Origin of the sequence: Arcobacter cryaerophilus gv. crypticus (assembly GCF_002993025.1) — a bacterium.
Lineage (GTDB): Bacteria > Campylobacterota > Campylobacteria > Campylobacterales > Arcobacteraceae > Aliarcobacter > Aliarcobacter cryaerophilus_B.
The window spans coordinates 69,249-94,996 of sequence record NZ_NXGI01000012.1 but is presented as its reverse complement, the minus strand read 5'-3'; the positions used below and the strand labels follow the sequence as shown (position 1 = coordinate 94,996).

The following is a 25,748-nucleotide window of genomic DNA, read 5'->3' as shown; positions in this document are numbered from 1 at the left end:
AATAATGCCTAGATATTAAATAGATCTTTTGGATCTATGTGTGAGCTATCTTTTGTAACTTGAAAAGTTAAATTCTCATTTACTCTTCCTACAACTGAGCCTTTTTGAACCCATTTTCCCACAACTAAATTTGGTGCAATATCATCTAAATGTGAGTAAACAGTATGAATTCCACCTTCGTGTTGAATAATAACAACATTTTCAAGCATTCCCGCATTCTTTTTTGCATATACAATTTTTCCATTTAAAACAGCTACTACTTTTGAGCCTTTTTCATTTGATTGTAAAACAACAGATTCATTAAATAATTTTATTTTATAAACAGGGTCATAATATGTTCCAAAATTTTTAACAATTTTAAATGATTTTAAAGGAGCTATAGTTTTTGCACCTTTGTATTTTACAATTTGAACACCATCTGTTGAAGAACCAATTTTTTTAACATCAAGATCTAAATTTTTTGCATATTTTTGATTTCTTACATTTGTTGTTTGTGCTTGTTGATTATTATCTTCTTTTTGTTCTTGTGCTTTTTTTAACTCTTGTTGTTTAACAATTTTTAAATCAGATAATATTTTACTCAAAGACTCTTGTTGCTCAATAACTTTTTTAAGCTCAACTTGATAAAGTTTGTGCTCTTTTTCTAAGTTTTCTAAAGATTTTGTATGCTTTATTTGTAGAGCCTTATAGTTCTCTTTAGTTTTTAATCTATCTTTTATATAGTTGTTTAGTTTATTTATCTCTTGTTGATTTGCTTTTGTATTTTCTGTTAGTCTATTGTAATTTTCATTTAGTTTTAAAACTTTTTGTTTTGCATTTGTTGATAAAAGATTAAACATCTCATTATCTATAAGTTCTTGCAAAGACTCTTTTGAAGCTAGTTGAAGTGCTAAAGATGTAGAAAATTGTTCTACTATTGTATTTATTATCTCCTCTTCACTACTATTTTTCTCTTTTATTAAATCGCTTGATTTAGCTTGAAGGTCATTTAGTTTTGATTGAGAACTCTCTAGTAATTTTTGATGTTGTTCTATATCTTCATTTATTTTAATAATATCTTCTTCAAGTTTTGATAAATTTGTGTTTGAAGCTTCTATTTTGTCAGCTATCTCTTTTATTTTAACAGCTGTATTATCTTTGTTTTTTTTACTGCTATCTAGGCTTTTTTGATTTTGTGCAATTTTTGTATCTATTGCTGAAGCAAAGATAAAAACTGGTATTAAAAATAGTAAAAAAATTAATTTAATCATTACTTATCTTATACTTAAATAGTACTCCAAAGATTGTAAATACAGAGATACAAAAAGATAAAATAAAAATTTTTATAATATCTCTTTCAATATTTATATTTACATTAACTATCTCTTGTAATTCAAATGGAAAAAGTAATTCAATATTACTCGACACATATATCAAAAAAAGTGAAGATATTAAAAAAGCCATAAAAGAACTTATTAGAGCATATTTTAAAACAGAAGAAGCACTATAAATAATAGAAGCCCCATGAAGTCTTAAAATAGAAATTCTTACACTATGTTCATGAAACCAAAGTTTTATCTGTTTTGCAATAATTATTATTGCAAAAATTGTAATAATAAAAAATAGTATAAATGAGACACTATTTAAAATAAGAAGTAGTAAATATATTTGATTGTGATTTTTATAAAAAACCTCTACATTTTTTACATCTTTATTTGAAAGTAGGGTTTTTTTAATAACTTCTAGTTCGCTACTTGTTGGAAATATTTCAAGATATATTTGATAAAAGTATGGTAATTTTTGTCTTAAAAGCTCAATAGAGTTATCAGATAAATTTGATTTAATATTTTCAATTATCTTTTCATTTGGTAATAGTTGAATATTTTCAACTTTAATTCCAGCTAGTTCATTTAAAGACTCTTTTTTTATAGGATTTGTTGCAACCAAAACAATACTATAATCTCTTGATATTTTATTTTTGTAATTATCTACAATATTATCAATAAGTAAAAAAATACAAAATGTAATAAGCATTGCTAAAAGTGGTACAAAAAAGGCAAAAATAGCTTTAAGAGACTTCATAAATTATCCCATCTTCTATTGATAACTGTCTAAAATTAATTCCTAGATTTTTTGGAACTCTATGAGTTACCACAACTACTGTAATTCCTAGTTGTTCATTTGCCCCTTTTAATAAGTTCCAAACAACATCAGCATTAAAATCATCTAAATTTCCAGTTGGTTCATCTGCTATTATAATTTTTGGATTATGTGCTAAAGCACGTGCTACTGCAACTCTTTGTTGCTCTCCACCACTTAATTGATTTGGATAAAAACCTTTTCTATGAGTTAATTTTACGTGTTTTAAAAGATTATCAGCTTGAAGTCTTGAAACTTCATCTGAATAGTTATTTATCTTAAGAGGTATCATTATGTTCTCTTCAATAGTATAATCATTTATTAGTTTATAATCTTGAAAAATAACACCAATATCTTTTCTAAGATATCTTAGATTATTTCCTTTAATTTTAAAAACTTCTTGATTTGATATTTTTAAACTACCATGTTTTATTGGAATATCACCATAAAAAGATTTCAAAAGTGTTGATTTTCCACTTCCAGAGTTTCCTCCAATAAAGACAAACTCTTTCTCTTTTATAGAAAAATTTCCTCTTTTTATAATATATTTATTATTATCATAAGTAAGATATAAATCTTTTGCTGTAATCATTTAGATAAAATCTCTTTTAATTTTTTATCAGCTTCTATATTTGAGCTAGTTGGAAGAGGATTACCTTGATAATAAGATATTTTTCCATCTATTACTAAGAGATATTTAGTAACAGGTCTATCAAAGTTTCCCATAGTAACTTTTATTAAACCTGAATTATTTTTATTTATTATCTTATAAAACTCTTCAATGTGTATAAAATAATTTTTAATTATAAGAGCTTTTGAAAAAATATTTTTTATAAAATTATCAAAATTTATATCAAAATCAAATTCAAAACTATAATCAATATTTAAGTTTTTATCAATATTTTGAGAAGTTAAAACTACATCATATATATTTTTACCTTGTTTTTTCCATCTATCTTCATATTTACTTACAACTTCTAAATCTCTATTTACATCAATTTTTATTGATGCTTTATTTAAGTTTGTAAGTAAATTTACACAAAAATCAAAATAATTTCTACTATCAGTTCTAAGCTCCAAAGTTCCAGAAACTTTTAAAACTCTTAAAGCTTCATTTACAAACTCTTTTGAATAAATTCTTCTATGTGCTTTTTTATCCCAAGGAACTGGAAAATGCACAAATATTTTCCCTACTTGATTTGACTCTATAAACTCCATAAAAAGTCTAGCATCATAGTTTACAACCAAAACATTTGTAATATTTTGAAGTTCTAATTGTGTTAGAAGTTGCTCAATAGATGGATAGTGAATTTCAAGTCCAATAAACTGTATATTTGGGTTTTGTTTTGCTTGATAAAGTAGATGTCTTCCGCTTCCAAAACCAATTTCTATTTGAAGCTCTTTATCGCTTTTAAAATCTTCTACAAAAAAATCAATATCTTTTAGATATTTGTGTTCTTGCTCTTTTTTCTCTTTTAAGTTTGTAGTGTTTTTAAATACAATTTCTGATTTATTCTCTAAAACATAAGAGTTTAGAGCATCTTTTATATATGAAACAGGTGATATTCTTGTTGTTTTATCTGATTTAATTATAAAGTTATCATCTTTCTCTTTTATTGCTAGTAAAAACTCTAAATCTTTGTTTTTTGTAGCAATTTTGTATTCAATTTTTCTATTACTACCTTTTGGATGATAAGATACAGCTGTAAATAAAAACTCAATATCTCCTTTTTTTAAAGGAGTTTCAAGTAGATTGTTTTTTTCAAAAACTATGTGAGGCATATTTATATACTTGTTTCAGGTAGAGCCAATTTTGCCTCATCGCTTTTTGCAGAAAGTACACCAAACTCATCTACTGCTTGTACAGAATAGTAATAATCAACACCTTTTAAAATATCATGGTCTTCAAATCTAAGAGAAGTTATATTTTTAAATTTTACTGTATCTGATAAAAACCAGTTCTTTTTTACTCTTTTATGAACATTGTAAGATGTTGCTCTATTATCTCCTGCTTGCCAATTCAAAATAGCTTTATTTCCTTGAATTTGAGCCAAAGTTAATATCGGCTTTGCTGGTGGAGCTAGAGATATACCTTTTATAGCTTCAATATCAGAACTACTTTCAAGATTATCTTTATCAACTGCTATAACTTTGTAGTAGTACTCTTTTTTATCTGCATTTACTTCATCTGTGTACTCTAAAGTATTTGAGTTTACAGCTGCAATATTGCTATAACCTAAAGATTTGTAACTACTTCTATATATTCTATATTGAACTACATCAGGACTTTGAGAAGCATTCCAAGTTATATATATTTTTTTTGGAATATTATTTGAAGTTTTAACATTTGTTGCAGGTAGAGGAAGAGCTTTTGTTTTTGCATCTAATATTTTTGAAGGAGCTGATTCAACATCTCCAAAAGAGAAGGCTTTTATTCTATATTTATATGAAGTATTGTCATCTAATCCTGTATCAATAAATTCAGCACTTAGTCTATTTTCTATCTTAGAAGCAGATGCCCAAACCCACTCTTTAAGAAAAGTATTATATCTTTCAACTCTATAATAACCAACTCTAGGATCAGGATGCGGTTGCCATACAATTTTTACTTTTTTTGGAAGATTTGATATAGCTTGTGCAAAACCAACAGGTGCGATTCTTGGAAGAGTTTCTACAATATAAGCTTGAGTTGTAGGTGATTCTGTTCCATCATTTAATCTAGCAGATATTTGATAAGCATATTTTGTTTTTGGCTCTAAACCTTTGTCAACATAGTGTGTTATATATCTACTATCTGTTGCTTTGATTAACTTAAGAGTATTTTGACCTTTTGATAATTCTGTTCTATAAAAATTATAACCAACAACTCTATGGTCATCAATTCTTTGCCACTCAAAACCAATTGAGTTCATATCTGGAATTGATTTAATTGAAGAGTAATCTATTGATTGAAAATTTTGATTAACCTTTGGTGAAGTTGTTGTACTTAGGCTATCTAAAACATTAGAACAACCACTAATTATTAAAATTAAAAAACTTAAAGAGGCTAGTAGTCTCAATTTTTTCATATATTCTCTCCTTATCAAAATTGGTATCTATAAAATCTTGCATATCTTTTGGAAGTTTTGCAGTAAAACTCATCTTCTCTTTTGTTCTTGGATGAGTGAATACTAGGCAAAATCCATGCAAAAAAAATCCATCTATAATACTGAAATCGCCCTTAAATCCATATAAAATATCCCCTAAAATGTGCCTATTTAATCTATTTAAGTGTACTCTTATTTGATGTGTTCTTCCTGTTGAAAGTTTACAAGCTATTAGTTCATATTTTGAGTTATTACTAACTTCTAGTTTACAAAACGATGTTTTTGCATATCTTCCATCTTTTTGTATAGCCATTTTGAGTCTATTGTTTGGATTTCTTGCTATTGGTTCTTCTACAATAATATTATCTTTTAAAGGCAAATCAATTATTGCTAAATAGTATCTTCCAGCTTCTCTTTTTTCTAACTGTTTTGATATTTCAATATGAGCTTCATTTGTTTTTGCAACTATTAAAATACCACTAGTTCCTTTATCAAGTCTATGTACAATTCCATGTCTTTCTTCTCCACTTATAGTTGATAAACTTATATTTTTAAGTTTTAGCCAATCAACTAAAGTTGCGTCTTTTACACTAGGAGCATCGTGAACAGTAAGTCCTTTTGGTTTATTTATAATTAAAATATCACTATCTTCATAGATTATCTCTATATTTTTATCTTTTAATGAGTTTTCAATAAATTCTCTATCTTTTTTATCAAATGTTTTTGGTTCAGGAAAACAAACCTCTATTTCTTGATTTAATTTTAGTTTTAAACCATTTTTATTTGTTGTTTTTCCATCTACTTTTACAAACTCTTTTTCAATTAGTTGCTCAATTTGATTTCTTGAAGCATCGATTTTTAAACTTAAAAATTTATCTAATCTAATCTCTACATCTACAATAAAATTTTTATACATATTATGCTACTCTTTCGTTATGCGTTTACTTGATAAAAGAATTATGTCACATTTTGATTATTTAATATTAATCTTTATAGCCCCTTTGATAATACTATCTTATGTATTAATAGCAGAGGCAAATGATGCATTGGCAAGTAAACAAATTTTTTATTTTAGTATATCTTTTTTTGCATTTATTTTAGTTTTTATGCTTCCTCTTAGAAAAAATCTAAGATTGGTTCCTGCTTTATATTGGATAGGAATTTTACTCTTACTAGCAGTTGAATTTATTGGAGTAACAAAATTAGGAGCAAAAAGATGGATTCATATTCCATTTCTTGATACAACTATTCAGCCCTCTGAAATTATAAAACCAATATATATATTGATGTTGGGATATTTAATTCAAAGAAAACCACCACCTATTGATGGATATGGATTAAAAGATTTTGGATATTTTTCAATTTATATTTTTATACCATTTATTCTAATAGCTAAAGAGCCAGATTTAGGTACAGCACTTGTGTTGCTTTTGGTTGGATATGGGATACTTTTCATAATTGGTGTAAATTGGAAAATATGGGTAGGAATTGTTTTTGTTTTATCCATATTTTTACCATTTTCATATAACTATATTATGAAAGATTATCAAAAGAAAAGAGTTCATGATTTTATAGTTGCAGCGAAACCTAGTTATCATGTCCAGCAAAGTATTATAGCAATAGGTTCAGGTGGGCTTACTGGAAAAGATAGTGATGAAGCAACTCAAACTCAACTTAAGTTTTTGCCAATTGCTACGAGTGATTTTATTTTTGCTTATTTGGTAGAAAGACATGGGTTCTTAGGTGCTTTTGGTTTGATAGTTCTATATGTGATTATAATTTTGCATCTATTTACAATAAACTATTTTTTCAAAACAGATTTTATAGTAAAAGTTTTTTCTTCTGGTTTAGCTTTACTTATTTTTTTAAATATGAGTGTAAATATTTTAATGGTAATAGGTTTTGCACCAGTTGTTGGTATTCCTTTACCACTATTTTCCTATGGTGGAAGTTCTTTTATAAATTTTATTGTAACTTTTGCAATTTTAGAAAATTTACTTGCATTTAGATATATGGATATGTATAATTACGAAAGAAAAATGTAAAAATATTTTTAATAGTTTCTATAAAAAACTTTAAATCTAAGTTTAGTTGGTTCAGTTGGTTTTGGATACTCTTTGTATGCAATTTGTATTAATTCCAAAGAGTAGTCATCTAGGATAGTATAACCACTTGAACCTATTATTTTAAGTCCACTAATATCTCCATTTGGATGAAACATAAATTCTATAGTATTTATTCCACCAATTCCAAGCTTCGCAGCTAATTTTGGATATCCCATACGATTTAGAACTTTTTGAGTTATTACTTGAAAGTTATTTAGATTTTTTTCTAAATATGCTTTTTGTACACTTGTAAAATTATCATACTCTTTTCCATATAGTTTTTGAAGTTCATTTAAAATTTCTTGATTTACAGGAGTTTTTTGAGATAAAAATTTTTCTAATGCACTATCTTGAAGATTGCTACTCTCTTTTAAAATTTGTTTTTGAACTTTTTTTGCTTCTTTTATATCTAGCTGTTTTTTACTATTGTTAGCTTTTAATTCACTACTTGCTTTTTGCTGTTTCTCAACTTTTTTTGGAGTTTTTATATCTTCTTTTTTTTCTTCAACTATTTTTGGCTCATTTATTTTTGGCTCAATATTTTTGGCTGCTTGTTCTTGCAATACTTTTTCTTGTACTAATTTTACAAATTTCACTTCACTTTTTTCATTATCTTTTTTTGTCTCCTCTTTAGCAGGCTCCTTAAAACTATAATTTAGAAAAAGTAAAATATGGATCAATAAAGAAACAAAGAATGCAAGTACTATTTTTTTCATTCGCGAATTATAGTAAAAAAAATTAAAAATTGTATTTATTTTAAATTTGATAAATATATTAAATAACCTTTTGCTTATATAGATTATTGTAGAATAATTACTTAATTATAATTTAGGAAAAAAAATATGTTTAAAAAATCTATAAAAGCCTACAAAGAAGCTTGTGAAGTAATCCCAGGAGGAGTTGATTCTCCTGTTCGAGCATTTAAGAGTGTAGGTGGAACACCTCCATTTATCAAAAAAGGAAAAGGTGCATATTTATATGATATTGATGGTAACAAATACTTAGATTTTGTACAAAGTTGGGGACCACTTATTTTTGGACATTGTGATAAAGATATTGAAAAAGCAGTTATAAAAACTGCAAAGTTAGGTTTAAGTTTTGGAGCTCCAACAAATCTTGAAACAAAACTTGCTTCTGAAATTGTTGATATGTATGAAAATATTGATAAAGTAAGATTTGTAAGCTCAGGAACAGAAGCTGTAATGAGTGCAATAAGACTAGCACGTGGTGTTACAAATAAAAATGATATTATAAAATTTGAGGGTTGTTATCATGGACACTCTGATTCTTTATTGGTGCAAGCAGGTTCAGGTATGGCAACTTTTGGAAGTCCAAGTAGTCCAGGAGTTCCAGAAGATTTGATAAAACATACGCTTTTATGTGAATACAACAACATAGAACAGCTTCAAAAATGTTTTGAAGAAAGTAGTGATATTGCTTGTATTATAATTGAGCCAATTGCTGGAAATATGGGATTGGTTCCTGCATCAAATGAGTTTTTAGCTACTTGTAGAGAGCTTTGCGATAAGCACGGTGCTTTACTAATTTTTGATGAAGTTATGAGTGGATTTAGAGCTTCTTTAAAAGGTGCAAGCGGTATTTTAGATGTAAAAGCCGATATTTTAACATTTGGAAAAGTTATTGGTGCTGGAATGCCTGTTGGTGCTTTTGCTTCTTCAAAAGAGATTATGGGACATTTATCACCTGAAGGTAAGGTTTATCAAGCTGGAACTTTAAGTGGTAATCCAGTTGCTATGGCAGCTGGTTTGGTAAGTCTTAAAAAGTTAAAAGAAAATCCAGAAATTTATGATAATTTAGGAAAAAAAGCAAAAAGATTAGTTGATGGGCTTAGAAGAGTTGCTATCGAAAATGAAATAGCTCTTCAAGTAAATACAAGAGGAAGTATGTTTGGATTTTTCTTTTGTGAAAATGAGCCAAAAAACTTTAAAGAAGTAGGGCTTTGTAATTTTGAAAGATTTGCAACTTTTCACCGTGAGATGTTAAAAAGAGGTTTTTATTTTGCTTGTAGTCAATATGAAGCTGGATTTATTTGTACAAAAATTACAAATAAGATGATTGATAATTGTATAAAAGCAGCCAATGAAGTTATGAAGGATTTAAAATAATGGAAAGTTTTAAAAATGTAGAGCTTATAAAAAAAGCAAATATCTATTTTGATGGAAATGTAACAAGTAGAACTTTTATAGATACAAATGGAAGTAAAAAATCTCTAGGAATTATGATGGCTGGAGAGTATCTTTTTAGTACAGCTGAAGCTGAGATTATGGAAATTATTGATGGTCATGTCGAAGTAAGATTAAAAGGTGAAAGTGAGTGGAAAAGCTATAAAAATGGAAGCTCTTTTGAAGTTCCAGCAAACTCAAGTTTTGATATAAAAGTTTTAACAATAAGTGATTATTGTTGTAGTTATATAAAATAGATTGGAAATATATGGAAGAGATAAAAGATAAAGAGCAAAAACCAAAACATAGAGATAAAATTGAGGCGCTTGATAGTTTGTCTGTTGGTATTTCTATGGTTGCTGCTATTGTAATTGGAGTTGGAATAGGTTTAGCCCTAAAACACTTTACAGGATACACATGGACTCTTTGGATAGGTGTTTTTTGGGGTATTGCAGCAGCTGGTTTAAATGTTTATAAAGCTTATAAAAGAGCTCAAAAAGTATATGAGGGTATGGAAAATGATCCAAGATATTCATATAGAGCAAAACATGGTGATAAATCATTTGACGATGATGAAGATAAATAGTGAAATTTTAAACTTTGCAAAGGTTTTTTTATTTTTAAATCTTTGTCTTAGTTTGTATGCAATATTTTTCCAAAATACAATTTGGCTTTTAAATCTCCAAATAGCTTTTTTTGCTTCAATTTTTGTAACTCTTGCTTCATTTTTATCTTATAAAAAAAATATTCAAAATAGATTAGAAAATTTTGATAAAAATGATACTTTAAGTAGTGATGAGAGAGATAAAATCGATGAAATTGATGATCCTTTTGATTTATATAGCGAGTATAAAGAAGTTCCTGAAAGTGAATTAACACCACAAAAAATAAAAGAGATTATAGATGAAGAAAAAAGTAGGGTAAAACAAAATTCACTAAAAAATGTATTTTTTAGTGCAACAGGTTTTTTATCTATTTATAGAATTTTGGGTTATGGATTTTTAATTTTTGGATTTTTTGCATTAAATAACAATAAAATCCTTGTTCCTCTTGCTTTTATAATTGGTCTTAGTATTGTACCAATTGGAGTTTTATTTACAAAGTTAATAAAAAAATAGTATATAGTTTTATAAAATATTCAAGCTAAAATTTTGTCAAAAATATCTACTATACTTTCATCTATTTTTTTATTATTTGCCATTTCTTGCATTATTTCTATAGCTTTTTGGTGAGAAAAAGCTTCTCTATAAGCTTTTTTTTCTATTAAAGCACTATAAATAATTAAACAAATAATCAATCTATCTTTAAAACTCAAATCTTTTGAAGATAGATTAAAAATTCCACTTCCATCTAATCTTTCTTGAGCCTTAAAGCTAAGAGAACAAATATCAGAAAACCCCATAATAGAGTTTATAAGCTTTTTTGTGTAGTATGGATATGATTTTATTATCTCTTTTTCTTCCAAATTTAGAGGCTCTTTTTTTTCTAAAATATCTTTTGAAATGTATAATTTCCCAATATTTTGTAGTGATGTTGCAATCAAAAAAATCTGTTTGTCTTTGTGCTCAAACTCAAAAAAATCTGATACTTTTAAAGCACTATCTAAAATATTTGATTTTGGATTTTCAAGTTTATAAAAAACTTTTGTCATCTTTAATATATCTTCAAAATCAAGAGCTTTTGTAAAATCTTCTAAATTGGAGTATATAAATATAACAATTTCGCTCTCATTTTCTAAATCAAGCCAAAAAGTAAGATTTTTTGATATTTCAAAAAAGTTTTCTATCAGCTCTTTACTAAATTTTTTTTGATTGTTTTTTGTAAAATCAATAGCATCAACTCTTTGATTTATACTATTTTTTGAAAAATCAAAATTTTCACAAATTAAAGTTGAAAACTTTATAATCTCTTGAAAAGTTTTATCTTCTAAATGTGAACTATCCAAAAAATCAAACTCTTTTAAACTATTTTTTTCTAAACAAAAAATCAAAGCACAAGAGCATAAATCAGCTAATTTTTTATTATCAAGTCCAAATTTAATGCCTAAGTTTAAAGCTATATACGCAACTTTTTTACTATTTAAAACTTCACTAAAAGCTAGTAGAAAATTGTTTAAGTTAAATACCATTTGTCGTTTTTTGTCCATGGAAAAACCTTTATTTACATATTTAAAAGTGATATTATAATATAATTTTCACTTATAAATCTAAAGGAGAGTTTATTTATGTTTAAAAATATTGTTTTTTTTGCACTTTTTTGTTCTTTTGGTTTTGCTTCAAGTTTTGATTATAAGTTAAAACCACAAAAAGTAAGTGAAAATATTTGGTGTTTTTTTGGAAAAACTGAAGTTCCATCAAAAGAAAATGGTGGATTTATGGCAAATTCTTGTTATATAAAAGCAAAAGATAGCTATATTTTAATAGATACAGGAGCAAACTACAACTTTGCAAAACAAGCTTATGAAGCTATGCAAAAAATTGAAGATTTAAAAGTTAGCACAATTATTATAACTCACGAACACGATGATCACTGGATGGGAAATAGTTTTTATAAAGATAGATTTAATAGTACAATTTATGCTCCAAAATCTATAAATGAAAACTATGATGAAAGCTCAAAGCCTCGAATTTTTCAGATTTTAGATAAAAATGAGATGGAAAATACAAAAGTTATAAAAGCTGATGTTGTTGTAAGTGATGAAAAAGTTATAAATGTATCAGGTAAAACTATAAAAATAATTCCAACAAAACTAACAGCACACACAAAAGATGAATTAATAGTTTATCTTCTGGATGAAAAAGTTATTTTTACAGGTGATATTATTATGAATCAAAGAGTTACATCAAATAGGGAGGGTTCTGTAATAGGAACTTTAAAGGCTATTGATTTAATAAACTCTTATAATTGGAATACTTTAATTGCAGGACATGGAACAATTACTGATAAAAAAGCAATAGATTATACAACAAACTATTTCACACTTTTAAAAACAAGAGTTTTAGAAGCTATTGAAGCTGGAATTACAGCAGATGCGATTTCAAAAGTAGTTACTATGGATGATTTTAAAGATGTTGCTATGTTTGATGAGTTAAATAGTAGGAATGTTTTTGATGCTTTTAGAGAGTTAGAGTTTTATGACGAAGAGTAGAAAATCTACTCTTCAATAAGTTCCATAATAGAATTTTTTGATTGCGTAGTCATATCTAAATCTATATGAACACCATCTTTAACTTCTACTAATTTTACATCTAAGCCTTTTTGTTTTGCAAGATTATAAAAATCTATTGTTGTTTGTGGAGTTGAAATTTCATCAGCTGTTCCATAAATAAGTACGATTTTTGCTTTTTTAGATATTTTATCAACTACATCAACTGCAGAGATTAGCTTTTTGTCATTACTTTTTTTATGAATATCATAAACTCCACCAACACAAACCAAATTATCAACTAAATCTGGTTTTACTCCAAGAAGTGTAGCACTCATCATACAACCAGCACTATGAGCTATTAAAGTTATTTTTTTAGCACTATATTTAGATTTTAAAGATTCAACTAAATTTTCTAAAAATTCCACATACTCTTTTGTTGCTGCTAAGTTTTTAACTTCTTTACTTGAAAGAGGAAGAAGTTTATTTGAAGAACTTTTTGAATAACCTGGAAGTGCAACAGCAATAGTTGAAATATCACTCATCATAGTTAAATCTTCAGCAAATGGTGAATATCTAGCAAGAGTATCACTTCCTTCATCCCAAGTTCCATGGACAATAATATTTAAAGAATCACCCTCACCATTAAATTTTTTATATGATATACACTCATTTTGTACATATATAAAACCATCACCTTTTTTATTACAATCCTCTTTTGTATTTGCAAAAAGATAATTTACAAATAGCAATGAAGTTAAAATAACTAGTTTTTTCATATTTTTATTCTCCTTTAAAATAGTTTTAATAAGCAGTAATACCAATATATCCATCAACTTTTCGTTCAATTACTTCAACAATTCCAGCTTGAGTAAATGAAATACCATCTATAAAATCACTTTCTTTCCATTTCATAGTTTCCATAGTATTTTTGCAAGCTATAAATTCAACATCGTACTCCATCAAAGATTTTATTCTTGATTGTGTTGCTTTATCATAATCTTTTTTTAGAGTTCTAAGACCTTTTCCATAAGCAATAACTACAATTTTTAGACTCTCAGCTGGATACTCTTTTAAAATATTGTACATAGAACCAATAGTCTGATTTACAGTATCTAAATCATTTACATATAGTGAATATACTACCTTTCTTGGAGATTCAAAGCTAGGTTTTGGGTTGCTAAATTCTGTATGTGCTAATGCAAAACCAAATAGACAAAGAATTAAAAAGAGTTTTTTTAACATTATACTTCCTTCACTTTCATATTTTTTAAAATCTTTCCAGATTGTATAATCTTACAATAAACTCCCCTATGACCTTTTAAAATTTTTGGTAAATTCTCATTAAAAACACTTAAGTGATTGCAAACGGTACATATTTGAGTTATTTGAATTATAGCTTCATCTATTTTGAAATATTTTCCAACTTGAAAATCGTGAGGATCAAAATCTAATAAAATATTTTCCCCTAAACTTCCAAACTCTAAATCTATGTTAAATTCTTTTGCTAATTCATATGATTTTAAACCAACAATCATGACAGTTTGGTCAAGATTTTTTTCTGCAAATTTATCAAACTCTATTCCATAATCTTTTATTAAATTTAAGATTTCAACCTTTGGTCGTGGAAGCCCACTTGACTCTTTTGTTGCACTAAAAACTTCTAAAATTTCACCTAAAATTTTCATTTGTTCTCTTTTAAAATATCTATAAAATCGTTTTTCTTCCAAGCTCCTGGATATTGAGTTAACAACTTTTTATTGTTGTTTACAAAAAAGAAACTAGGAGTTACCCTTTTATACTCCTTTTGTAAATCAAAAGGAAGTGAATTTTTATCCATATCAATTTCTATAAAAATGTAGTTTTTTTCTAATAATTTTTTTATTTCATTATCCGTAAAAACCTCTTTATCCATTTTTTTGCAAAAATAACAGCTATTTGAAGTTGCATAAACTATAATTTTTTTACTCTCTTTTTTTGCTTTTGTTAAAATGTTTTGCTCTTCTTCTTTAGAGTATTTTGGTTTTTTATAGACATCTTGCTCTTTGATATTATTTTTAAACTCCATAAAATAACTTGTTAAATTAAGGTAATCATCTTCACTTAATTCACCTTTCATACTACTTTTATTTTCATAATGTCCCAAAGCACTATCATCACAAATTGAGTTAAATCTATCTGGATTTTCTAAATACGATTTTAAATAACTATGTATTTCAATCTCTTGAAACTCTTTATCATTTTCATCACCAATTTTTTTTGAGCTATCAAACATTGCCCAAACTATTAAGTTTGCACTAGGAGCTTTCAAATTTAAAAGCGTATTGTTTTTTTCAAAGAAATTTTCCTTTAATAAGTTCATAGGAATATACTCTTTATGACAAGATGAACATTTTGCATCAAAAACTTTTTTGCCATCTTCAAAATTTGCAAATAAAGCTATTGTAAAAACAAATAAAATAGATATTATTTTCATAAATTCTCCAAAATTTTTCTAAATAGAACGATACAAATTTATGGCTCTATTTAAAAAAACATAAAGAAAAAATCTTTATGTTTTCTATGCTTATATAATTCCTGGATTACCTTTTATTCCAACAATATCAGGAGTATCAATTTTTATTTTACTAATATGTTTCATATTTTTCAAATATGTCTCAACTGTTTCCCAAACTGGTTCACCATCACTTTTGGCTCCTACAGTTGACCAACCAGCAACTTTATATGATTTATTAGCATCAAGTTTTTCACCTGTTTTGCTTAAAATAATATTTGTGATTCTCTCTCCAATTTTTGCTTTTGGATCTATTTTATAAGATATTCCACCTGTTCTTACCATATCTCCACCTTGTTGTAAAAATGGGTCTTCATTAAATAAGTTATCAGCAACATCCTCTAATATTAGTTTTAGTTCACTTCCTTTAATATCTCTTACATAAGTTTCAGGATATGTCATAGCTGTTTGTGTCATTAAATCATCAAAAGTGATTGTTTGATTTGGCATTATTGAAGTTCCCCATCTAAACCCTGGACTTAGAGAAATTTGAGCACCTTTTACATCGATTAATGCATCACATATAATTTGATCCCAAGAACCATTGAAGTTTCCTCTTCTAAATAGTGTCTCTTCTGTTGTAGCTATTGGACGTGTTAACTCTTTTAGATATGGAAGTCTTACATCTTCGATATATTTTTTCATCTCTTTATTCTCAGGAACTAAATCAGAAAAAATTGGAAGAAGTGTAAATTTAAAATCTTTAATTTTCCCATTTTGAATATCTAAATCTAAAACATTTAAAAATTTACCATTACTTCCAGCATTACAAACATAAGTTGTACCAGATGAGTTTTTAACAGGATAAGCTTCTGGAACACCATCGTGTGTATGCCCACCTAGGATAAAATCAATTCCAGTACAAACTTCTGCCATTTTTTTATCTGTATCAAAACCATTGTGAGATAAAACTATAATAGCATCAGGTTTTTCTTCATCTTTTATTTTATCAACTAACTCTTGCATACTGTTTTCATTTATTCCAAATGTCCAATCAGGAATAAATCTTTGTGGATTTGCAATAGTTGTATAAGGAAATGCTTGACCAATAATTGCAACCCTTGCTTTTCCTAAAGTTTTAATAGTATATGGTTTAAATGCATGACCACTATCTTCATCATAAGCTTCAGCACCATTCATCATCGCGTCTTCTTTTACAAAAACATTTTGTGCTAAAAACTCTGCATTCAACTCTTTTACATTTTCAAGAATTTCTTCAGCTTTATATGTAAATTCCCAATGCCCAACACAAATATCGGCTCCAAGTAAATTTAAAGCCCCAATCATATCTTTACCTCTAGTCCAAAGTGCTGTTGCACTTCCTTGCCATGTATCTCCACCATCTAAAAATAGAGTTTTATCTTTTCCAAAACTATCTCTTAGAAAATCAACTACTGTTTTTATTTGTGCAAAACCACCTGTTTTACCCATAACTTTTGCATGTTCTTCAAAATTTACACAAGAAAAGGCATACTCTAATCTTTTATTTCCTTTTATTCCATAATAATCTAAAAATTTTTCACCAACAATATGTGGTGGTTTTCCTAAATTTCCATAAAATCCTAAATTCACACTAGGTTCTCTAAAATAAACAGGCAATAACTGTGCATGACAATCTGTCATATGTATAAATCTTGCATTACCAAATGGTTTTAATTTATAGTAATCTTCTAATTTTTTAGATGTTTCTACCATTCTTGTATGAGAGTTTGCAAATATAGGAGTTGCTCCTAAAGCTGCAATCATATATACAAACTCTCTTCTACTTAATTTGCTCATTTAATATTCCTTTTGCTGTATAAATAAAAAAAGTCAAGATAAAATCTTGACTTTTAAAAAATAGTTTTTAAATACTTTTAGTATTTGTAACCATCACTAGGACTTGCTAATTTCCAAGTTTTTTTTGCTTCAATTTCTTGTGTAAAAGCACTAATTGCAAAGCTACAAGCTCTCCAAGTTGCAAATTCAATTGAAACTTTTTCGCCAGTTGGTTTAGCTTTTTCATCAACTAGCTCAATCTCTTTTGTACCACTTTTAATAGCTTCTTTAGAAGCATTAATATATTGACTATTTTTCATACCAAATCTCATAAACTCAACACCATGTTCAATAGCTACTTTATTGTATTTTTCAGCTGTTTGAATTACTTTTTCAAGTCCATTTTCTTTTACATTACACTCTTTTTTAACATCAAGTTTTGAGTAATTTTCTGCTGCACTTAAATTTAGTCCAAAAGATAAAAGAGCTACTGATATCGAAATTTTTAAAATATTTTTCATTTTCATATCCTTTATTTTCTTACATCTGGACCATCAACTGGCATATCATTTGACATATAAGCTAAGAAATATATCAATTCAATCATAGTTTGGCTCTCATCTTTTGGTGGAACTTGACCTTGATCTACAACACAACCAGAAAGTCTTCTCTCCAAAGTGCCTATATCTGTCCATTTAAGTCTTAGAACTGGAAAGTGAGTAACTTGACCTAAAAGTGGTGATAAAACTTCACTTCTAACTTTTTGTCCAGAACCTTGAATATGACAAGTAGCACAAGATAGTTTTAAATAACCTCTTTGAGTATAGTAGTACTCTTTTCCTCTTTCATAAGCCTCTTTTTCAGCTTTACTATTGATTTTTATATCAAATTTTTTACCAGCTTCTTTACTTTCATTTACCCAATAAGCTTGAAATTCTGCAATAGGACCTTTTTTTGTTCCCCACTCTTTTTCACCATTTGCTCTTAAACAATCATTAACAGCTTTTGTTAAAGATATCATCTCTTTTTTATTTTTATCATAGTAAGGATATGTTCCAGCATTTGTTAAATCAGGGAAACAAGTTTGTAATGAGTTTCCATTTGCAAATTTTTTAGTATATAAAGCTTCACCTTTTTCAATAGCATCTTCATAAGGTGGCATCTCTTTTAGTGCTTCATATTGGCTTCTTGCATCTTTTGAATATGCATAACTTCCAATATTAAAATCCATATGTTTTAAATTTTTATCATATTTTTGTTCAAGTTCTTCTTCTGTGAAATAATGAAAAAATCTATCTTTATTTTTTGCTGGGTCTTCAAATTTTGCTTCAAAGAACTTTATCATCTCTAATCTATCTTTTTCTGCATCTGCATTAAAGTTTGCAGCACTTAAAGATGATATAAACAGAGCTAAAACAGTAGTAGATTTAACTATTTTTTTAAGCATTTTCTCTCCTTTTATTTAAAATCAAATAGTTTAAACTATTTGATTTTCTCTACTGTTGTATCACTATTTCCTTTTAAGTCTTTCCAAGTAATTTCAATATCATCTCCAACTTTTGCACCTGTAAATGAAAATTTGAAGTATGGGTCTTTTGATAAGAATTGACTAGAAGATACTTCGTATACAACTTTCCCACCAACTTTTGCAACTAAATATGTAATAAAGTTTGCCTCTTTTTTAGCTCTTTCAGCTTCTTGATAACTTAACATATCATGACTTGCTAATGCTTTTACTTCACATACACCATTTTTATCAATTTTTGCTTTTATTTTTGTTGTTCCTGCCATTTTATATCCTTTTTTTATTTTTATAATTTTTTATTCTATTTTTATCTTTTTATTTAATTATTAGCTGAATTAGATCAACCACCACAACCACCAATTGTAACTTTTATCTCTTTAGAAACTGAGTGTAATTTTCCACCAACATCTGCAATTACTGTAACAGTACCTGTTTTTGCCATTTTAATTCTAAATGCATAATCTAAAACCATATCAGGAGTTGTTGTAAATACAGCAACTGCACTTTCAGGGTTTGCATCTTGGAATACTGCAATTTTACTTGCTTTTAAATCTGTTTTAAAAGAGATTGGAATAACTGCACCATTTTCAGCAATATCTGGAGCTGTTAATGAAATTCCACCTTGAGTTGTAGTTGTTGTTCCAAAAATTTCTTTAACTGCATCATCAACTTTTGTAGCAGTCCAAGCTTTTGGTTTACTAGCTCTAAAATCCTCTGCACTTAAACTACTTGGAATTGCAGCAACTGCAATAGCACCTAAACCTAAACCTAAAAAATTTCTTCTATTTAACATATTTCTTCCTTTATTTTAATTTATTGTTTTTAAATAAGCAACAACTGCTTTTATTTCATCATCACTTAACCATCCATTTCTTCCAAATGCTGGCATAGCAGTTATTGGATCACCTGGATTTGTTGGGTCAAAAATTTTATTATACAAAACTTCATCTGGCCACATTGCAAGATACTGCAATTTTGGTCCCATAGTTCCAGGACCATCTAGAGTTTTTCCATTTGCATCATGACAAGCTATACAATTACCTTTTGTATTCGTAGTATATATCTTCTCACCTTTTTTAATCAATTCTGAATTATCTGCTTGAGCATTTACTAAAAATAGTAAGCTAAAAGCAAGATATGTAGCATATTTTTTGATTAAATTCATAATACCCTCCTTATTTACTTGATTGAATCATATAGTCAATGATTTTTTTAAGTTCATCATCACTTAAATCAGTTCCACCTCTCGGTGGCATAGTATTTATACCATTTATTCCGTTATAATAAACTTTATCAATACCATTCTTAACAATATTATCCCAAGCAACTTTATCACCTAAAACAGGAGCTCCTATAGCTGCATTTGCATGGCAAGCTGAACAACCAGCATTTTCATACTCTACTTGTCCTGGTTTTTGAGCTGATTTATCATTTTTTGGTAAATCTCTTATAGTTGATAGTGGCTCATTTGCAGTTGTAGTTAAATCATCTTGTATTCTCATAACAAGATGATTTATATCACCTTTTATACAATCTTTCATACATCTTTCACCTTTTCCATATAGTGTTGGATTTGAAAGATATTCTTTCATATTAAGAACCCCTTCTTGTGGGTTGCTTGGTGTATTTGTTTCTGGATAAAAACCTTGTGCATTAGGCATAACTATTTTCAAAAATTTCTCTTTATCTAAAACATAATCATCATCAAGTTCTTCACTATCAATAGTTATATTATTTAAAGATAATAAGTATGCAGTAAGTGCATAAGTTTCACTATTTGTTAAAGTTTTTGGTGCATTAAAAGGCATTGATTCTTGAATATACCAAAAAAGTGTGCTAGCGTATGGCCAAAATGAACCTATAGTTTTATCTGGATTTGCTGGATTTGGATTTTCATCTGCTGGATTTAATCTTTGATTTTTTAAACTCTCAACACTTCCACCAGCTAGTTTTGGATAACCTTTTCCTCCACTTCCAAAATCTCCATGACACATAACACATTGAGCATCATAAAGCTCATTTCCAAGCTCTACACTTCCTTTTGCCTTTTTAGGCTTCCCATCTTCTAAAACAACTTCACCTTCGTGCATATCAAATTCTGGAAGACCTGTTCCTTCATACATTACATCTTTATTCCAAGCTGCTATCTCTTTTTTAGTAGCATCTCTTCCAATATTTAAACCATCTAACTTTTGTGTATTTACATGATATTGTGTATATTTGTCATCTTTTACTGGATACTTAACAGCTCCATCAACAGATGATTCAGTTTTTGAAGCTGTATTTGATGTTGTTTCATTACAACCTGTAACTAAAATAGCTAAACCAAGAGCTAGAAGAGTACCTTTAAGCTTTGTGATGTTTTCTAATGTGAACATTGTTACACTCTCCTTTTGAAGTTATTTCCCAAGTTACAATTGCATTTCTATGATAAACACTCTCAACTCCAACAGCTTTTGTCTCTTCATCAATAGTTGGTTGAATATTTCCAAAGTCATCGTACGCACGGCTTGATAAAAATAGGGGTTTTCCATCCCATTTATAAATGTAGCTAAATCTAGTCCATGATTTTGGTAAAACCAAACCTTTTAGTTTCGCTTCAACCCAATTATTTCCACCATCAAAAGATATATCAACACCTTTAATTGTTCCATGACCACTCCAAGCAAGACCTTCGATTTCTACCATATCACCAGCTTTTAGATGTGTCCAAGGTTTTTCAGGACAAGGTTTTGTAATTACAGAGTTTACTTCGTTTACCCAGAAAAATCTCACTGCTCTTCCATCTTTTTGAAGCATTGTGTATTTTGAAGTCTCTTCTTTTGCATGCCAAGGTTTATCACTAAACTCAAGTCTATTTAACCATTTAGTATTTAAATTTCCTTCCCAACCTGGAACAACAAGTCTTACTGGGTAACCTTGTTCAGGTCTTAAAGCTTCACCATTTTGTCCCCAAACAACCATAACATCATCAAGTGCTTTTTCAACTGGAATTGTTCGTGGATTTGAAGCATTATCACTTCCAACCGCCAACATCCAAACAGCATCTTTTTCTAAACCAATATCATCAAGTATAGTTTTTAGCATAACTCCAGTCCATTGGGCTGAGCTCATCATACCTTTTATAAATTGTAAACTATTAAATTGTGGACCTCTCCATTCAGGACTTCCATTTGCAGGACATTCAATAAAGTAAGTTCTAGTTTCGCTTGGGTATCTTTTTAAATCTTCTAAAGTTAAAACAATTTCTCTTTTTACTTTACCATGAATCATCAATCTAAATTCATTTGGATCAATATGTGCAGTTCCTCCATGATTTCTTGTGAAAAAAAGTCCATTTGGAGTAATTATTCCTTCACTTTCATGAATTGGACACAAAGAAATAGAAGCATAAGAATCACCAGAAGATAGAAGGTTATGAGTTCTTCTAATATTGTTATGCTCATAAGGTGAAGGAATACCATATAGATTTTTATCTACAGGATCACCTAGCTTTTGTCCCCATGGAGCTTCTTTGATTATTGCTTCATCATCAGCTCTTAAAGACATAGGTGACAAAACAGTTGCCGCGCTTATTGCTCCAGCTAAATTGATAGCAGTTTTTTTAAAAAAATCTCTTCTACTTGTAGTTTCTATAGATAAAGAGTCTTTTTGCATATCTAAAACTTCACTATTTTTCAAGCTAACCTCCTAATAAAATTTAATATTATTTCAAATAATTCTGAATTTTAATTATAGGTTTTATAAGTTAAAACGAAACTTAAAATATTAATTTTTCTTATATAATAATTTTTAAAAATACGAAAAAATAGCATATACATAGCATGGATAAATATATATTATATTTAAAATTTGTTTTATTTATAAAGCTATTTAAGTTTTATTTTCTATCGTTTTATTATCTAATTTAAATAACTTATATAATTTTCTAATTATTATCATTAAAATCAATCCATCTAGCATACTTGCAATAATAAAAGAAAAATATTCTTCTTGAGTTATTAAGCCATAATTGTATGAAATCATTGCAATTGCAACCATAAAAGTAAGTGGCATTGAATCACTTAATGCAAAAAGAGTTGTTTGTTTTGGTTTTAGATATTTTAAAAAAACTAGATATGAACTAATTAATCTTATTGAGATTATAGTTCCCATAATAAATATAGCATGTTTTAAAATTTCTAAAGTTATCATATCTAACTTCACTGTTGAACCTGTGTAAATAAAGAAAATTGGTGCGAAAAAACCAAATCCAAAAGACTCTATTTTGTGTAATAACTCTTCTCTTTGCATAAAAAACATTTTAAAGAAAAGACCAGCTGTAAATGCTCCTAGGACAACATCTATTTTTAAAATAAGCATAATTGATACTAAAATTAGTAATAAAGAGATTGAAAATCTTATATCTTGATTATGTTTATCATCTATATTATCTGGGATTAAATATTTTTTAACTTCTGGAAACCACCAAAAAAGCATATAAGAAAATCTAAGAAGTAAAATTGTACCAATTATTACACTAATAATTGTTATAATTGATACAAAAAATCCACTACTTAAACCACTATTTTCTGTCCAACTAGTAAAAAGAGTAAGTGCTAAAATACTTACAATTTCACCAACAACTCCAATAGAAAGAGCTAAATTTAACCACGGTTCCTCTTTTCCATACTCTTTAATTAGCATCATTAACATTCCCAATGAGAAGATTGGAAGAGCTACAAAATATGTTAAACCCAAATTAAAAAACCAACAAACAGCTCCTGCAATAGAGTATAAAAGAACAAAATATAGTATTACATTTAAAGCCATTGTTGCTTTTATTATCTTTACAAGTTTAAAATTTATTTCTAAACCTGCTAAAAACATAAGGTATATAAAACCAAATTTAGCAACTAATTTTAAAGTTTCATCATCATAAATAAGTCCAATATAACCACAAAATAATCCTAAAATTATCTCAACAACTACAACAGGTGCTTTTATGACTTTTGAAACAAGGGGTGAAATCATTATTATTGTGCAAATTGTAATAATTAAAATAATCTTTTCCATATACATCCTAAAAAAATATTAATATTTTGAATTTTGATATTAATATAACTATTCTTTATCTTCTATTATCATTCCAGCTTCCCTTAAAAATGGGCTAGCAACGAAGCTTGTCTTTTTTAATTTATCGTATTTTGCAAAAGATAGATATAAAATATCTTTTGCTCTTGTAACTGCAACATAAAACAGTCTTCTCTCTTCTTCAAGGCTTCCGCCTTTACTCATAAGTTTTCTATTTGGAAATCTTCCATCCATTAAATCTATTATATAAACCTCTTTAAATTCCAACCCTTTACTAGCATGAATTGATAAAAGATTTACTCCTTCTCCCTCACTAAGCTCACTTCCACCTAAAATCATAGAGTTTATAAATTTTGATAAATCGGAAAAATTTTTTGATAAATTTCTAAGTAACATGGCTTTTCTATTAATTTTTGCCAAAGATTTTGTTTTTTGTATAGAATTTACTGTGCCATCTTTTTGAGTTGCTCTTTTTGTTGATAACATATCTTTTAATCTTGAATAAATCATCGAAGAGCTAATTGCTGTAACCATTATTTCTGGATTTTTTGTTCTTTTTAATTGTTTTAAAAGAATAAATAAATCATAAATATATTTAGCTCCATCAACTCCTAGTTTTGGATGTTTTAGTATAGGATTTCCTAAAAATGCTTCTTCAAAATTACAATCTTTAAATTTTGAAACAGAACCTAGCTCTATAAAATCATCAAAAAGACCTAATTGTTGGCTTTTTCTTTTTGTTTCATATGGATTATTTATATCTTTATTTGGATAAAAAAGTCCATTTAATAAATTTCCATTTCCTAGTTTGATTAAAGCATCAAAAATATCTTTTCCTATTGCTTTTCCTATTCCTTTTCCATGTTCAATTATGTGTATAAAAGCCATCATATCATTACTTATAACTTGTAAAACCAAAATATCTAAAATAAATTTAACTTCAACAGAATCAAAAAAACTAAGTCCACCTTTTCTTTTTGCAGGAATTCCAAACTCTCTTAAGTTTGCTTCAATTCCATCTGCACTTGAATTATTTCTATAAATTATTGCAATTTCACTGTGAACAGTATTACTTTTTGATATAAGTTCTGAAATATATTCATATTGTGAAAAAAGTTCATCAAAAGCCAAAAGCTTTGGAAGATAACTATTTTCAGCTCTAACAACTTCTAATTTTTTTGGATAAATTCTTTCATTGTATTCAATAACTTTTGTTGCTAAGTCTAAAATAGGTTTTGTTGATCTATAATTTTTTCTCAATGTAAAAACATTTGCATCTGGATATCTCTTATTAAAACTAGAAATAATACCAATATCAGAACCATTAAAAGCATAAATACTTTGGTCATAATCTCCTACACAAAATAGTGATTGTGGTAAAAAAGCATCAAGAAGTCTTCCTTGCAAAGGATTTGTATCTTGATATTCATCTACAAGTATCTCTTTGAAATTAAATCTTTTATCTTTCAAAATTCCAAGCATTGTTGTTAATAAATCATCAAAATTTACATATCCATATTGTTTTTTTAAATTATTAAACTCATCAATAACATCTTCATATATTAAGCTGTATATCTCTTGAGTTGAATTTTTCTCTTTTAGCCAACTAGTAAAATCTTCATTATTATTTGAATTTAAGTATAAAGAGTACATATCATACAAATATCCACCATCATATGGATTTGCTTCATCACTTCTATCCATAAAAACTCGTTTTTCATAAATAGATTTAAATAGTGTTTTAAGCTCATTTGGTTGTTTTAAAGTAATATTTATCTCTAATTCTTTTAAAAGTTTATATGATACAGAGTGAAATGTTCCAGCCATAATCTCTTTTGCTATCTGTTTTGAAAATATATTAGAAACTCTTGAAACCATTTCAGATGCAGCTTTGTTTGTAAAAGTTAAAAGTAAAATTTCATTTGGTTTTACTCCATTATTGAGTAAATGAGAAATTCTTCCAACAATTGTTGAAGTTTTACCAGTTCCTGCACTTGCAATTATAAGATTGTATCCGCTTTTGCAAAGTATGGCTTCTTTTTGTTCTTGATTTAGATTTGATAGTGGCATATTTAAAGGCTTGTGTATATTTTTATATAGAATGAAATCATTTTGGAATACTATCATAAAAGGTTTAAGCTATATTGAAATGGGATAGATGAAAAAATAAGCAAAAAAAAAGGTCGCCTAGGGGAAGCGAC

Annotated in this window: 28 protein-coding genes; 6 read left to right on the top strand and 22 right to left on the bottom strand. The window is 27.6% G+C overall.

Going from position 1 to position 25,748, the window contains the following annotated elements:
- Positions 1 to 8: 8 nt before the first annotated feature.
- From CJ670_RS06445 to CJ670_RS06420, 6 genes are read right to left on the bottom strand one after another with little or no spacing between them, the layout of a single operon-like run.
- Positions 9 to 1,250, bottom strand: coding sequence for a murein hydrolase activator EnvC family protein (locus CJ670_RS06445; protein ID WP_105911249.1), 1,242 nt, complete (start codon positions 1,248 to 1,250; stop codon positions 9 to 11).
- Entirely contained in the window at positions 1,243 to 2,061 is an 819-nt protein-coding gene (locus CJ670_RS06440; RefSeq protein WP_105911248.1) for an FtsX-like permease family protein, read from the bottom strand. The genes CJ670_RS06445 and CJ670_RS06440 overlap by 8 nt, the downstream gene beginning before the upstream one ends.
- Positions 2,048 to 2,710, bottom strand: a complete 663-nt coding sequence (locus tag CJ670_RS06435; protein ID WP_105911247.1) for a cell division ATP-binding protein FtsE — start codon at positions 2,708 to 2,710, stop codon at positions 2,048 to 2,050. The genes CJ670_RS06440 and CJ670_RS06435 overlap by 14 nt, the downstream gene beginning before the upstream one ends.
- Positions 2,707 to 3,900, bottom strand: a complete 1,194-nt coding sequence (gene trmB, locus CJ670_RS06430) for a tRNA (guanosine(46)-N7)-methyltransferase TrmB (RefSeq protein WP_105939325.1) — start codon at positions 3,898 to 3,900, stop codon at positions 2,707 to 2,709. Before trmB ends, CJ670_RS06435 begins: the two co-directional genes overlap by 4 nt.
- A gap of 2 nt (positions 3,901 to 3,902) precedes the next feature.
- Positions 3,903 to 5,186: a hypothetical protein gene (locus CJ670_RS06425; protein ID WP_105939324.1), complete on the bottom strand. Its 1,284-nt coding sequence runs from the start codon at positions 5,184 to 5,186 to the stop codon at positions 3,903 to 3,905.
- Positions 5,134 to 6,120, bottom strand: coding sequence for an RluA family pseudouridine synthase (locus tag CJ670_RS06420; RefSeq protein WP_105939323.1), 987 nt, complete (start codon positions 6,118 to 6,120; stop codon positions 5,134 to 5,136). Before CJ670_RS06420 ends, CJ670_RS06425 begins: the two co-directional genes overlap by 53 nt.
- 19 nt (positions 6,121 to 6,139) lie before the next feature.
- On the opposite strand from CJ670_RS06420, the gene CJ670_RS06415 reads away from it, so the two are divergent.
- Positions 6,140 to 7,249 (top strand): FtsW/RodA/SpoVE family cell cycle protein, encoded by a 1,110-nt coding sequence (locus CJ670_RS06415; RefSeq protein WP_105939322.1) that lies wholly within the window; start codon positions 6,140 to 6,142, stop codon positions 7,247 to 7,249.
- 8 nt (positions 7,250 to 7,257) lie between these two features.
- Here CJ670_RS06415 and CJ670_RS06410 read toward each other — a convergent pair whose 3' ends face one another.
- A complete protein-coding gene (locus CJ670_RS06410) occupies positions 7,258 to 8,025 on the bottom strand; it encodes an energy transducer TonB (RefSeq protein ID WP_105939321.1) in 768 nt (255 codons plus the stop codon).
- Positions 8,026 to 8,151: 126 nt separating this feature from the next.
- Here CJ670_RS06410 and hemL point away from each other — a divergent pair, with 126 nt between their 5' ends.
- From hemL to CJ670_RS06390, 4 genes are read left to right on the top strand one after another with little or no spacing between them, the layout of a single operon-like run.
- A complete protein-coding gene (hemL, locus tag CJ670_RS06405) occupies positions 8,152 to 9,435 on the top strand; it encodes a glutamate-1-semialdehyde 2,1-aminomutase (RefSeq protein ID WP_105939320.1) in 1,284 nt (427 codons plus the stop codon).
- Positions 9,435 to 9,749, top strand: coding sequence for a pyrimidine/purine nucleoside phosphorylase (ppnP, locus tag CJ670_RS06400; RefSeq protein WP_105939319.1), 315 nt, complete (start codon positions 9,435 to 9,437; stop codon positions 9,747 to 9,749). The genes hemL and ppnP overlap by 1 nt, the downstream gene beginning before the upstream one ends.
- 11 nt (positions 9,750 to 9,760) lie before the next feature.
- A complete protein-coding gene (locus CJ670_RS06395; RefSeq protein ID WP_105939318.1) occupies positions 9,761 to 10,078 on the top strand; it encodes an AtpZ/AtpI family protein in 318 nt (105 codons plus the stop codon).
- A complete protein-coding gene (locus CJ670_RS06390; protein ID WP_105939317.1) occupies positions 10,062 to 10,610 on the top strand; it encodes a hypothetical protein in 549 nt (182 codons plus the stop codon). The genes CJ670_RS06395 and CJ670_RS06390 overlap by 17 nt, the downstream gene beginning before the upstream one ends.
- A 20-nt stretch (positions 10,611 to 10,630) precedes the next feature.
- On the opposite strand, the gene CJ670_RS06385 is transcribed toward CJ670_RS06390, so the two are convergent.
- Positions 10,631 to 11,638, bottom strand: a complete 1,008-nt coding sequence (locus tag CJ670_RS06385) for an HD-GYP domain-containing protein (protein WP_105939316.1) — start codon at positions 11,636 to 11,638, stop codon at positions 10,631 to 10,633.
- Between the two features lie 78 nt (positions 11,639 to 11,716).
- Between CJ670_RS06385 and CJ670_RS06380 the strand changes: the two genes are divergently transcribed.
- Positions 11,717 to 12,640 carry an MBL fold metallo-hydrolase gene (locus CJ670_RS06380; RefSeq protein ID WP_105939315.1) on the top strand — a complete coding sequence of 308 codons (924 nt, stop codon included), beginning with the start codon at positions 11,717 to 11,719 and terminating at the stop codon, positions 12,638 to 12,640.
- A 5-nt stretch (positions 12,641 to 12,645) separates the two neighbouring features.
- Here the strand turns inward: CJ670_RS06380 and CJ670_RS06375 are convergent, their stop codons facing one another.
- From CJ670_RS06375 to CJ670_RS06310, 14 genes are all read right to left on the bottom strand, one after another.
- Positions 12,646 to 13,416 (bottom strand): alpha/beta hydrolase, encoded by a 771-nt coding sequence (locus CJ670_RS06375; protein ID WP_105939314.1) that lies wholly within the window; start codon positions 13,414 to 13,416, stop codon positions 12,646 to 12,648.
- A gap of 25 nt (positions 13,417 to 13,441) precedes the next feature.
- The gene (locus tag CJ670_RS06370) at positions 13,442 to 13,882 is read right to left on the bottom strand and encodes a DsrE family protein (RefSeq protein WP_105939313.1); all 441 of its coding nucleotides are present in this window, start codon (positions 13,880 to 13,882) and stop codon (positions 13,442 to 13,444) included.
- Positions 13,882 to 14,325, bottom strand: coding sequence for an MOSC domain-containing protein (locus tag CJ670_RS06365; RefSeq protein WP_105939312.1), 444 nt, complete (start codon positions 14,323 to 14,325; stop codon positions 13,882 to 13,884). The genes CJ670_RS06370 and CJ670_RS06365 overlap by 1 nt, the downstream gene beginning before the upstream one ends.
- The gene (locus tag CJ670_RS06360; RefSeq protein ID WP_105939311.1) at positions 14,322 to 15,113 is read right to left on the bottom strand and encodes a thioredoxin family protein; all 792 of its coding nucleotides are present in this window, start codon (positions 15,111 to 15,113) and stop codon (positions 14,322 to 14,324) included. The genes CJ670_RS06365 and CJ670_RS06360 overlap by 4 nt, the downstream gene beginning before the upstream one ends.
- Positions 15,114 to 15,203: 90 nt before the next feature.
- Positions 15,204 to 16,970 (bottom strand): thiosulfohydrolase SoxB, encoded by a 1,767-nt coding sequence (gene soxB / locus CJ670_RS06355; RefSeq protein WP_105939310.1) that lies wholly within the window; start codon positions 16,968 to 16,970, stop codon positions 15,204 to 15,206.
- Between the two features lie 77 nt (positions 16,971 to 17,047).
- Complete coding sequence (locus CJ670_RS06350; RefSeq protein WP_207763617.1) at positions 17,048 to 17,470, bottom strand: hypothetical protein; 423 nt, start codon at positions 17,468 to 17,470, stop codon at positions 17,048 to 17,050.
- Between the two features lie 11 nt (positions 17,471 to 17,481).
- On the bottom strand, positions 17,482 to 18,396 hold the full coding sequence (gene soxA, locus CJ670_RS06345) for a sulfur oxidation c-type cytochrome SoxA (RefSeq protein ID WP_105939308.1): 915 nt from the start codon (positions 18,394 to 18,396) through the stop codon (positions 17,482 to 17,484).
- A gap of 35 nt (positions 18,397 to 18,431) precedes the next feature.
- Complete coding sequence (gene soxZ / locus CJ670_RS06340; protein WP_105911228.1) at positions 18,432 to 18,740, bottom strand: thiosulfate oxidation carrier complex protein SoxZ; 309 nt, start codon at positions 18,738 to 18,740, stop codon at positions 18,432 to 18,434.
- 74 nt (positions 18,741 to 18,814) lie between these two features.
- The gene (gene soxY, locus CJ670_RS06335; protein ID WP_105911227.1) at positions 18,815 to 19,267 is read right to left on the bottom strand and encodes a thiosulfate oxidation carrier protein SoxY; all 453 of its coding nucleotides are present in this window, start codon (positions 19,265 to 19,267) and stop codon (positions 18,815 to 18,817) included.
- Between the two features lie 15 nt (positions 19,268 to 19,282).
- Positions 19,283 to 19,639 (bottom strand): sulfur oxidation c-type cytochrome SoxX, encoded by a 357-nt coding sequence (gene soxX, locus CJ670_RS06330; RefSeq protein WP_105939307.1) that lies wholly within the window; start codon positions 19,637 to 19,639, stop codon positions 19,283 to 19,285.
- A 10-nt stretch (positions 19,640 to 19,649) separates the two neighbouring features.
- Entirely contained in the window at positions 19,650 to 20,852 is a 1,203-nt protein-coding gene (locus tag CJ670_RS06325; protein WP_105939306.1) for a c-type cytochrome, read from the bottom strand.
- Positions 20,821 to 22,155, bottom strand: a complete 1,335-nt coding sequence (gene soxC / locus CJ670_RS06320) for a sulfite dehydrogenase (RefSeq protein ID WP_105939305.1) — start codon at positions 22,153 to 22,155, stop codon at positions 20,821 to 20,823. Before soxC ends, CJ670_RS06325 begins: the two co-directional genes overlap by 32 nt.
- A gap of 192 nt (positions 22,156 to 22,347) precedes the next feature.
- Positions 22,348 to 23,529: a cation:proton antiporter gene (locus CJ670_RS06315; RefSeq protein ID WP_105911223.1), complete on the bottom strand. Its 1,182-nt coding sequence runs from the start codon at positions 23,527 to 23,529 to the stop codon at positions 22,348 to 22,350.
- Positions 23,530 to 23,577: 48 nt separating this feature from the next.
- Positions 23,578 to 25,617: an ATP-dependent helicase gene (locus CJ670_RS06310; protein WP_105939304.1), complete on the bottom strand. Its 2,040-nt coding sequence runs from the start codon at positions 25,615 to 25,617 to the stop codon at positions 23,578 to 23,580.
- Positions 25,618 to 25,748: the final 131 nt, after the last annotated feature.

What these genes read in the sequence shown, in the direction of transcription:
- CJ670_RS06445 (WP_105911249.1), bottom strand. Translation starts at nt 1,250, where the DNA reads ATGATTAAATTAATTTTTTTACTATTTTTAATACCAGTTTTTATCTTT.
- CJ670_RS06440 (WP_105911248.1), bottom strand. Translation starts at nt 2,061, where the DNA reads ATGAAGTCTCTTAAAGCTATTTTTGCCTTTTTTGTACCACTTTTAGCA.
- CJ670_RS06435 (WP_105911247.1), bottom strand. Translation starts at nt 2,710, where the DNA reads ATGATTACAGCAAAAGATTTATATCTTACTTATGATAATAATAAATAT.
- trmB (WP_105939325.1), bottom strand. Translation starts at nt 3,900, where the DNA reads ATGCCTCACATAGTTTTTGAAAAAAACAATCTACTTGAAACTCCTTTA.
- CJ670_RS06425 (WP_105939324.1), bottom strand. Translation starts at nt 5,186, where the DNA reads ATGAAAAAATTGAGACTACTAGCCTCTTTAAGTTTTTTAATTTTAATA.
- CJ670_RS06420 (WP_105939323.1), bottom strand. Translation starts at nt 6,120, where the DNA reads ATGTATAAAAATTTTATTGTAGATGTAGAGATTAGATTAGATAAATTT.
- CJ670_RS06415 (WP_105939322.1), top strand. Translation starts at nt 6,140, where the DNA reads ATGCGTTTACTTGATAAAAGAATTATGTCACATTTTGATTATTTAATA.
- CJ670_RS06410 (WP_105939321.1), bottom strand. Translation starts at nt 8,025, where the DNA reads ATGAAAAAAATAGTACTTGCATTCTTTGTTTCTTTATTGATCCATATT.
- hemL (WP_105939320.1), top strand. Translation starts at nt 8,152, where the DNA reads ATGTTTAAAAAATCTATAAAAGCCTACAAAGAAGCTTGTGAAGTAATC.
- ppnP (WP_105939319.1), top strand. Translation starts at nt 9,435, where the DNA reads ATGGAAAGTTTTAAAAATGTAGAGCTTATAAAAAAAGCAAATATCTAT.
- CJ670_RS06395 (WP_105939318.1), top strand. Translation starts at nt 9,761, where the DNA reads ATGGAAGAGATAAAAGATAAAGAGCAAAAACCAAAACATAGAGATAAA.
- CJ670_RS06390 (WP_105939317.1), top strand. Translation starts at nt 10,062, where the DNA reads ATGATGAAGATAAATAGTGAAATTTTAAACTTTGCAAAGGTTTTTTTA.
- CJ670_RS06385 (WP_105939316.1), bottom strand. Translation starts at nt 11,638, where the DNA reads ATGGACAAAAAACGACAAATGGTATTTAACTTAAACAATTTTCTACTA.
- CJ670_RS06380 (WP_105939315.1), top strand. Translation starts at nt 11,717, where the DNA reads ATGTTTAAAAATATTGTTTTTTTTGCACTTTTTTGTTCTTTTGGTTTT.
- CJ670_RS06375 (WP_105939314.1), bottom strand. Translation starts at nt 13,416, where the DNA reads ATGAAAAAACTAGTTATTTTAACTTCATTGCTATTTGTAAATTATCTT.
- CJ670_RS06370 (WP_105939313.1), bottom strand. Translation starts at nt 13,882, where the DNA reads ATGTTAAAAAAACTCTTTTTAATTCTTTGTCTATTTGGTTTTGCATTA.
- CJ670_RS06365 (WP_105939312.1), bottom strand. Translation starts at nt 14,325, where the DNA reads ATGAAAATTTTAGGTGAAATTTTAGAAGTTTTTAGTGCAACAAAAGAG.
- CJ670_RS06360 (WP_105939311.1), bottom strand. Translation starts at nt 15,113, where the DNA reads ATGAAAATAATATCTATTTTATTTGTTTTTACAATAGCTTTATTTGCA.
- soxB (WP_105939310.1), bottom strand. Translation starts at nt 16,970, where the DNA reads ATGAGCAAATTAAGTAGAAGAGAGTTTGTATATATGATTGCAGCTTTA.
- CJ670_RS06350 (WP_207763617.1), bottom strand. Translation starts at nt 17,470, where the DNA reads ATGAAAAATATTTTAAAAATTTCGATATCAGTAGCTCTTTTATCTTTT.
- soxA (WP_105939308.1), bottom strand. Translation starts at nt 18,396, where the DNA reads ATGCTTAAAAAAATAGTTAAATCTACTACTGTTTTAGCTCTGTTTATA.
- soxZ (WP_105911228.1), bottom strand. Translation starts at nt 18,740, where the DNA reads ATGGCAGGAACAACAAAAATAAAAGCAAAAATTGATAAAAATGGTGTA.
- soxY (WP_105911227.1), bottom strand. Translation starts at nt 19,267, where the DNA reads ATGTTAAATAGAAGAAATTTTTTAGGTTTAGGTTTAGGTGCTATTGCA.
- soxX (WP_105939307.1), bottom strand. Translation starts at nt 19,639, where the DNA reads ATGAATTTAATCAAAAAATATGCTACATATCTTGCTTTTAGCTTACTA.
- CJ670_RS06325 (WP_105939306.1), bottom strand. Translation starts at nt 20,852, where the DNA reads ATGTTCACATTAGAAAACATCACAAAGCTTAAAGGTACTCTTCTAGCT.
- CJ670_RS06315 (WP_105911223.1), bottom strand. Translation starts at nt 23,529, where the DNA reads ATGGAAAAGATTATTTTAATTATTACAATTTGCACAATAATAATGATT.
- CJ670_RS06310 (WP_105939304.1), bottom strand. Translation starts at nt 25,617, where the DNA reads ATGCCACTATCAAATCTAAATCAAGAACAAAAAGAAGCCATACTTTGC.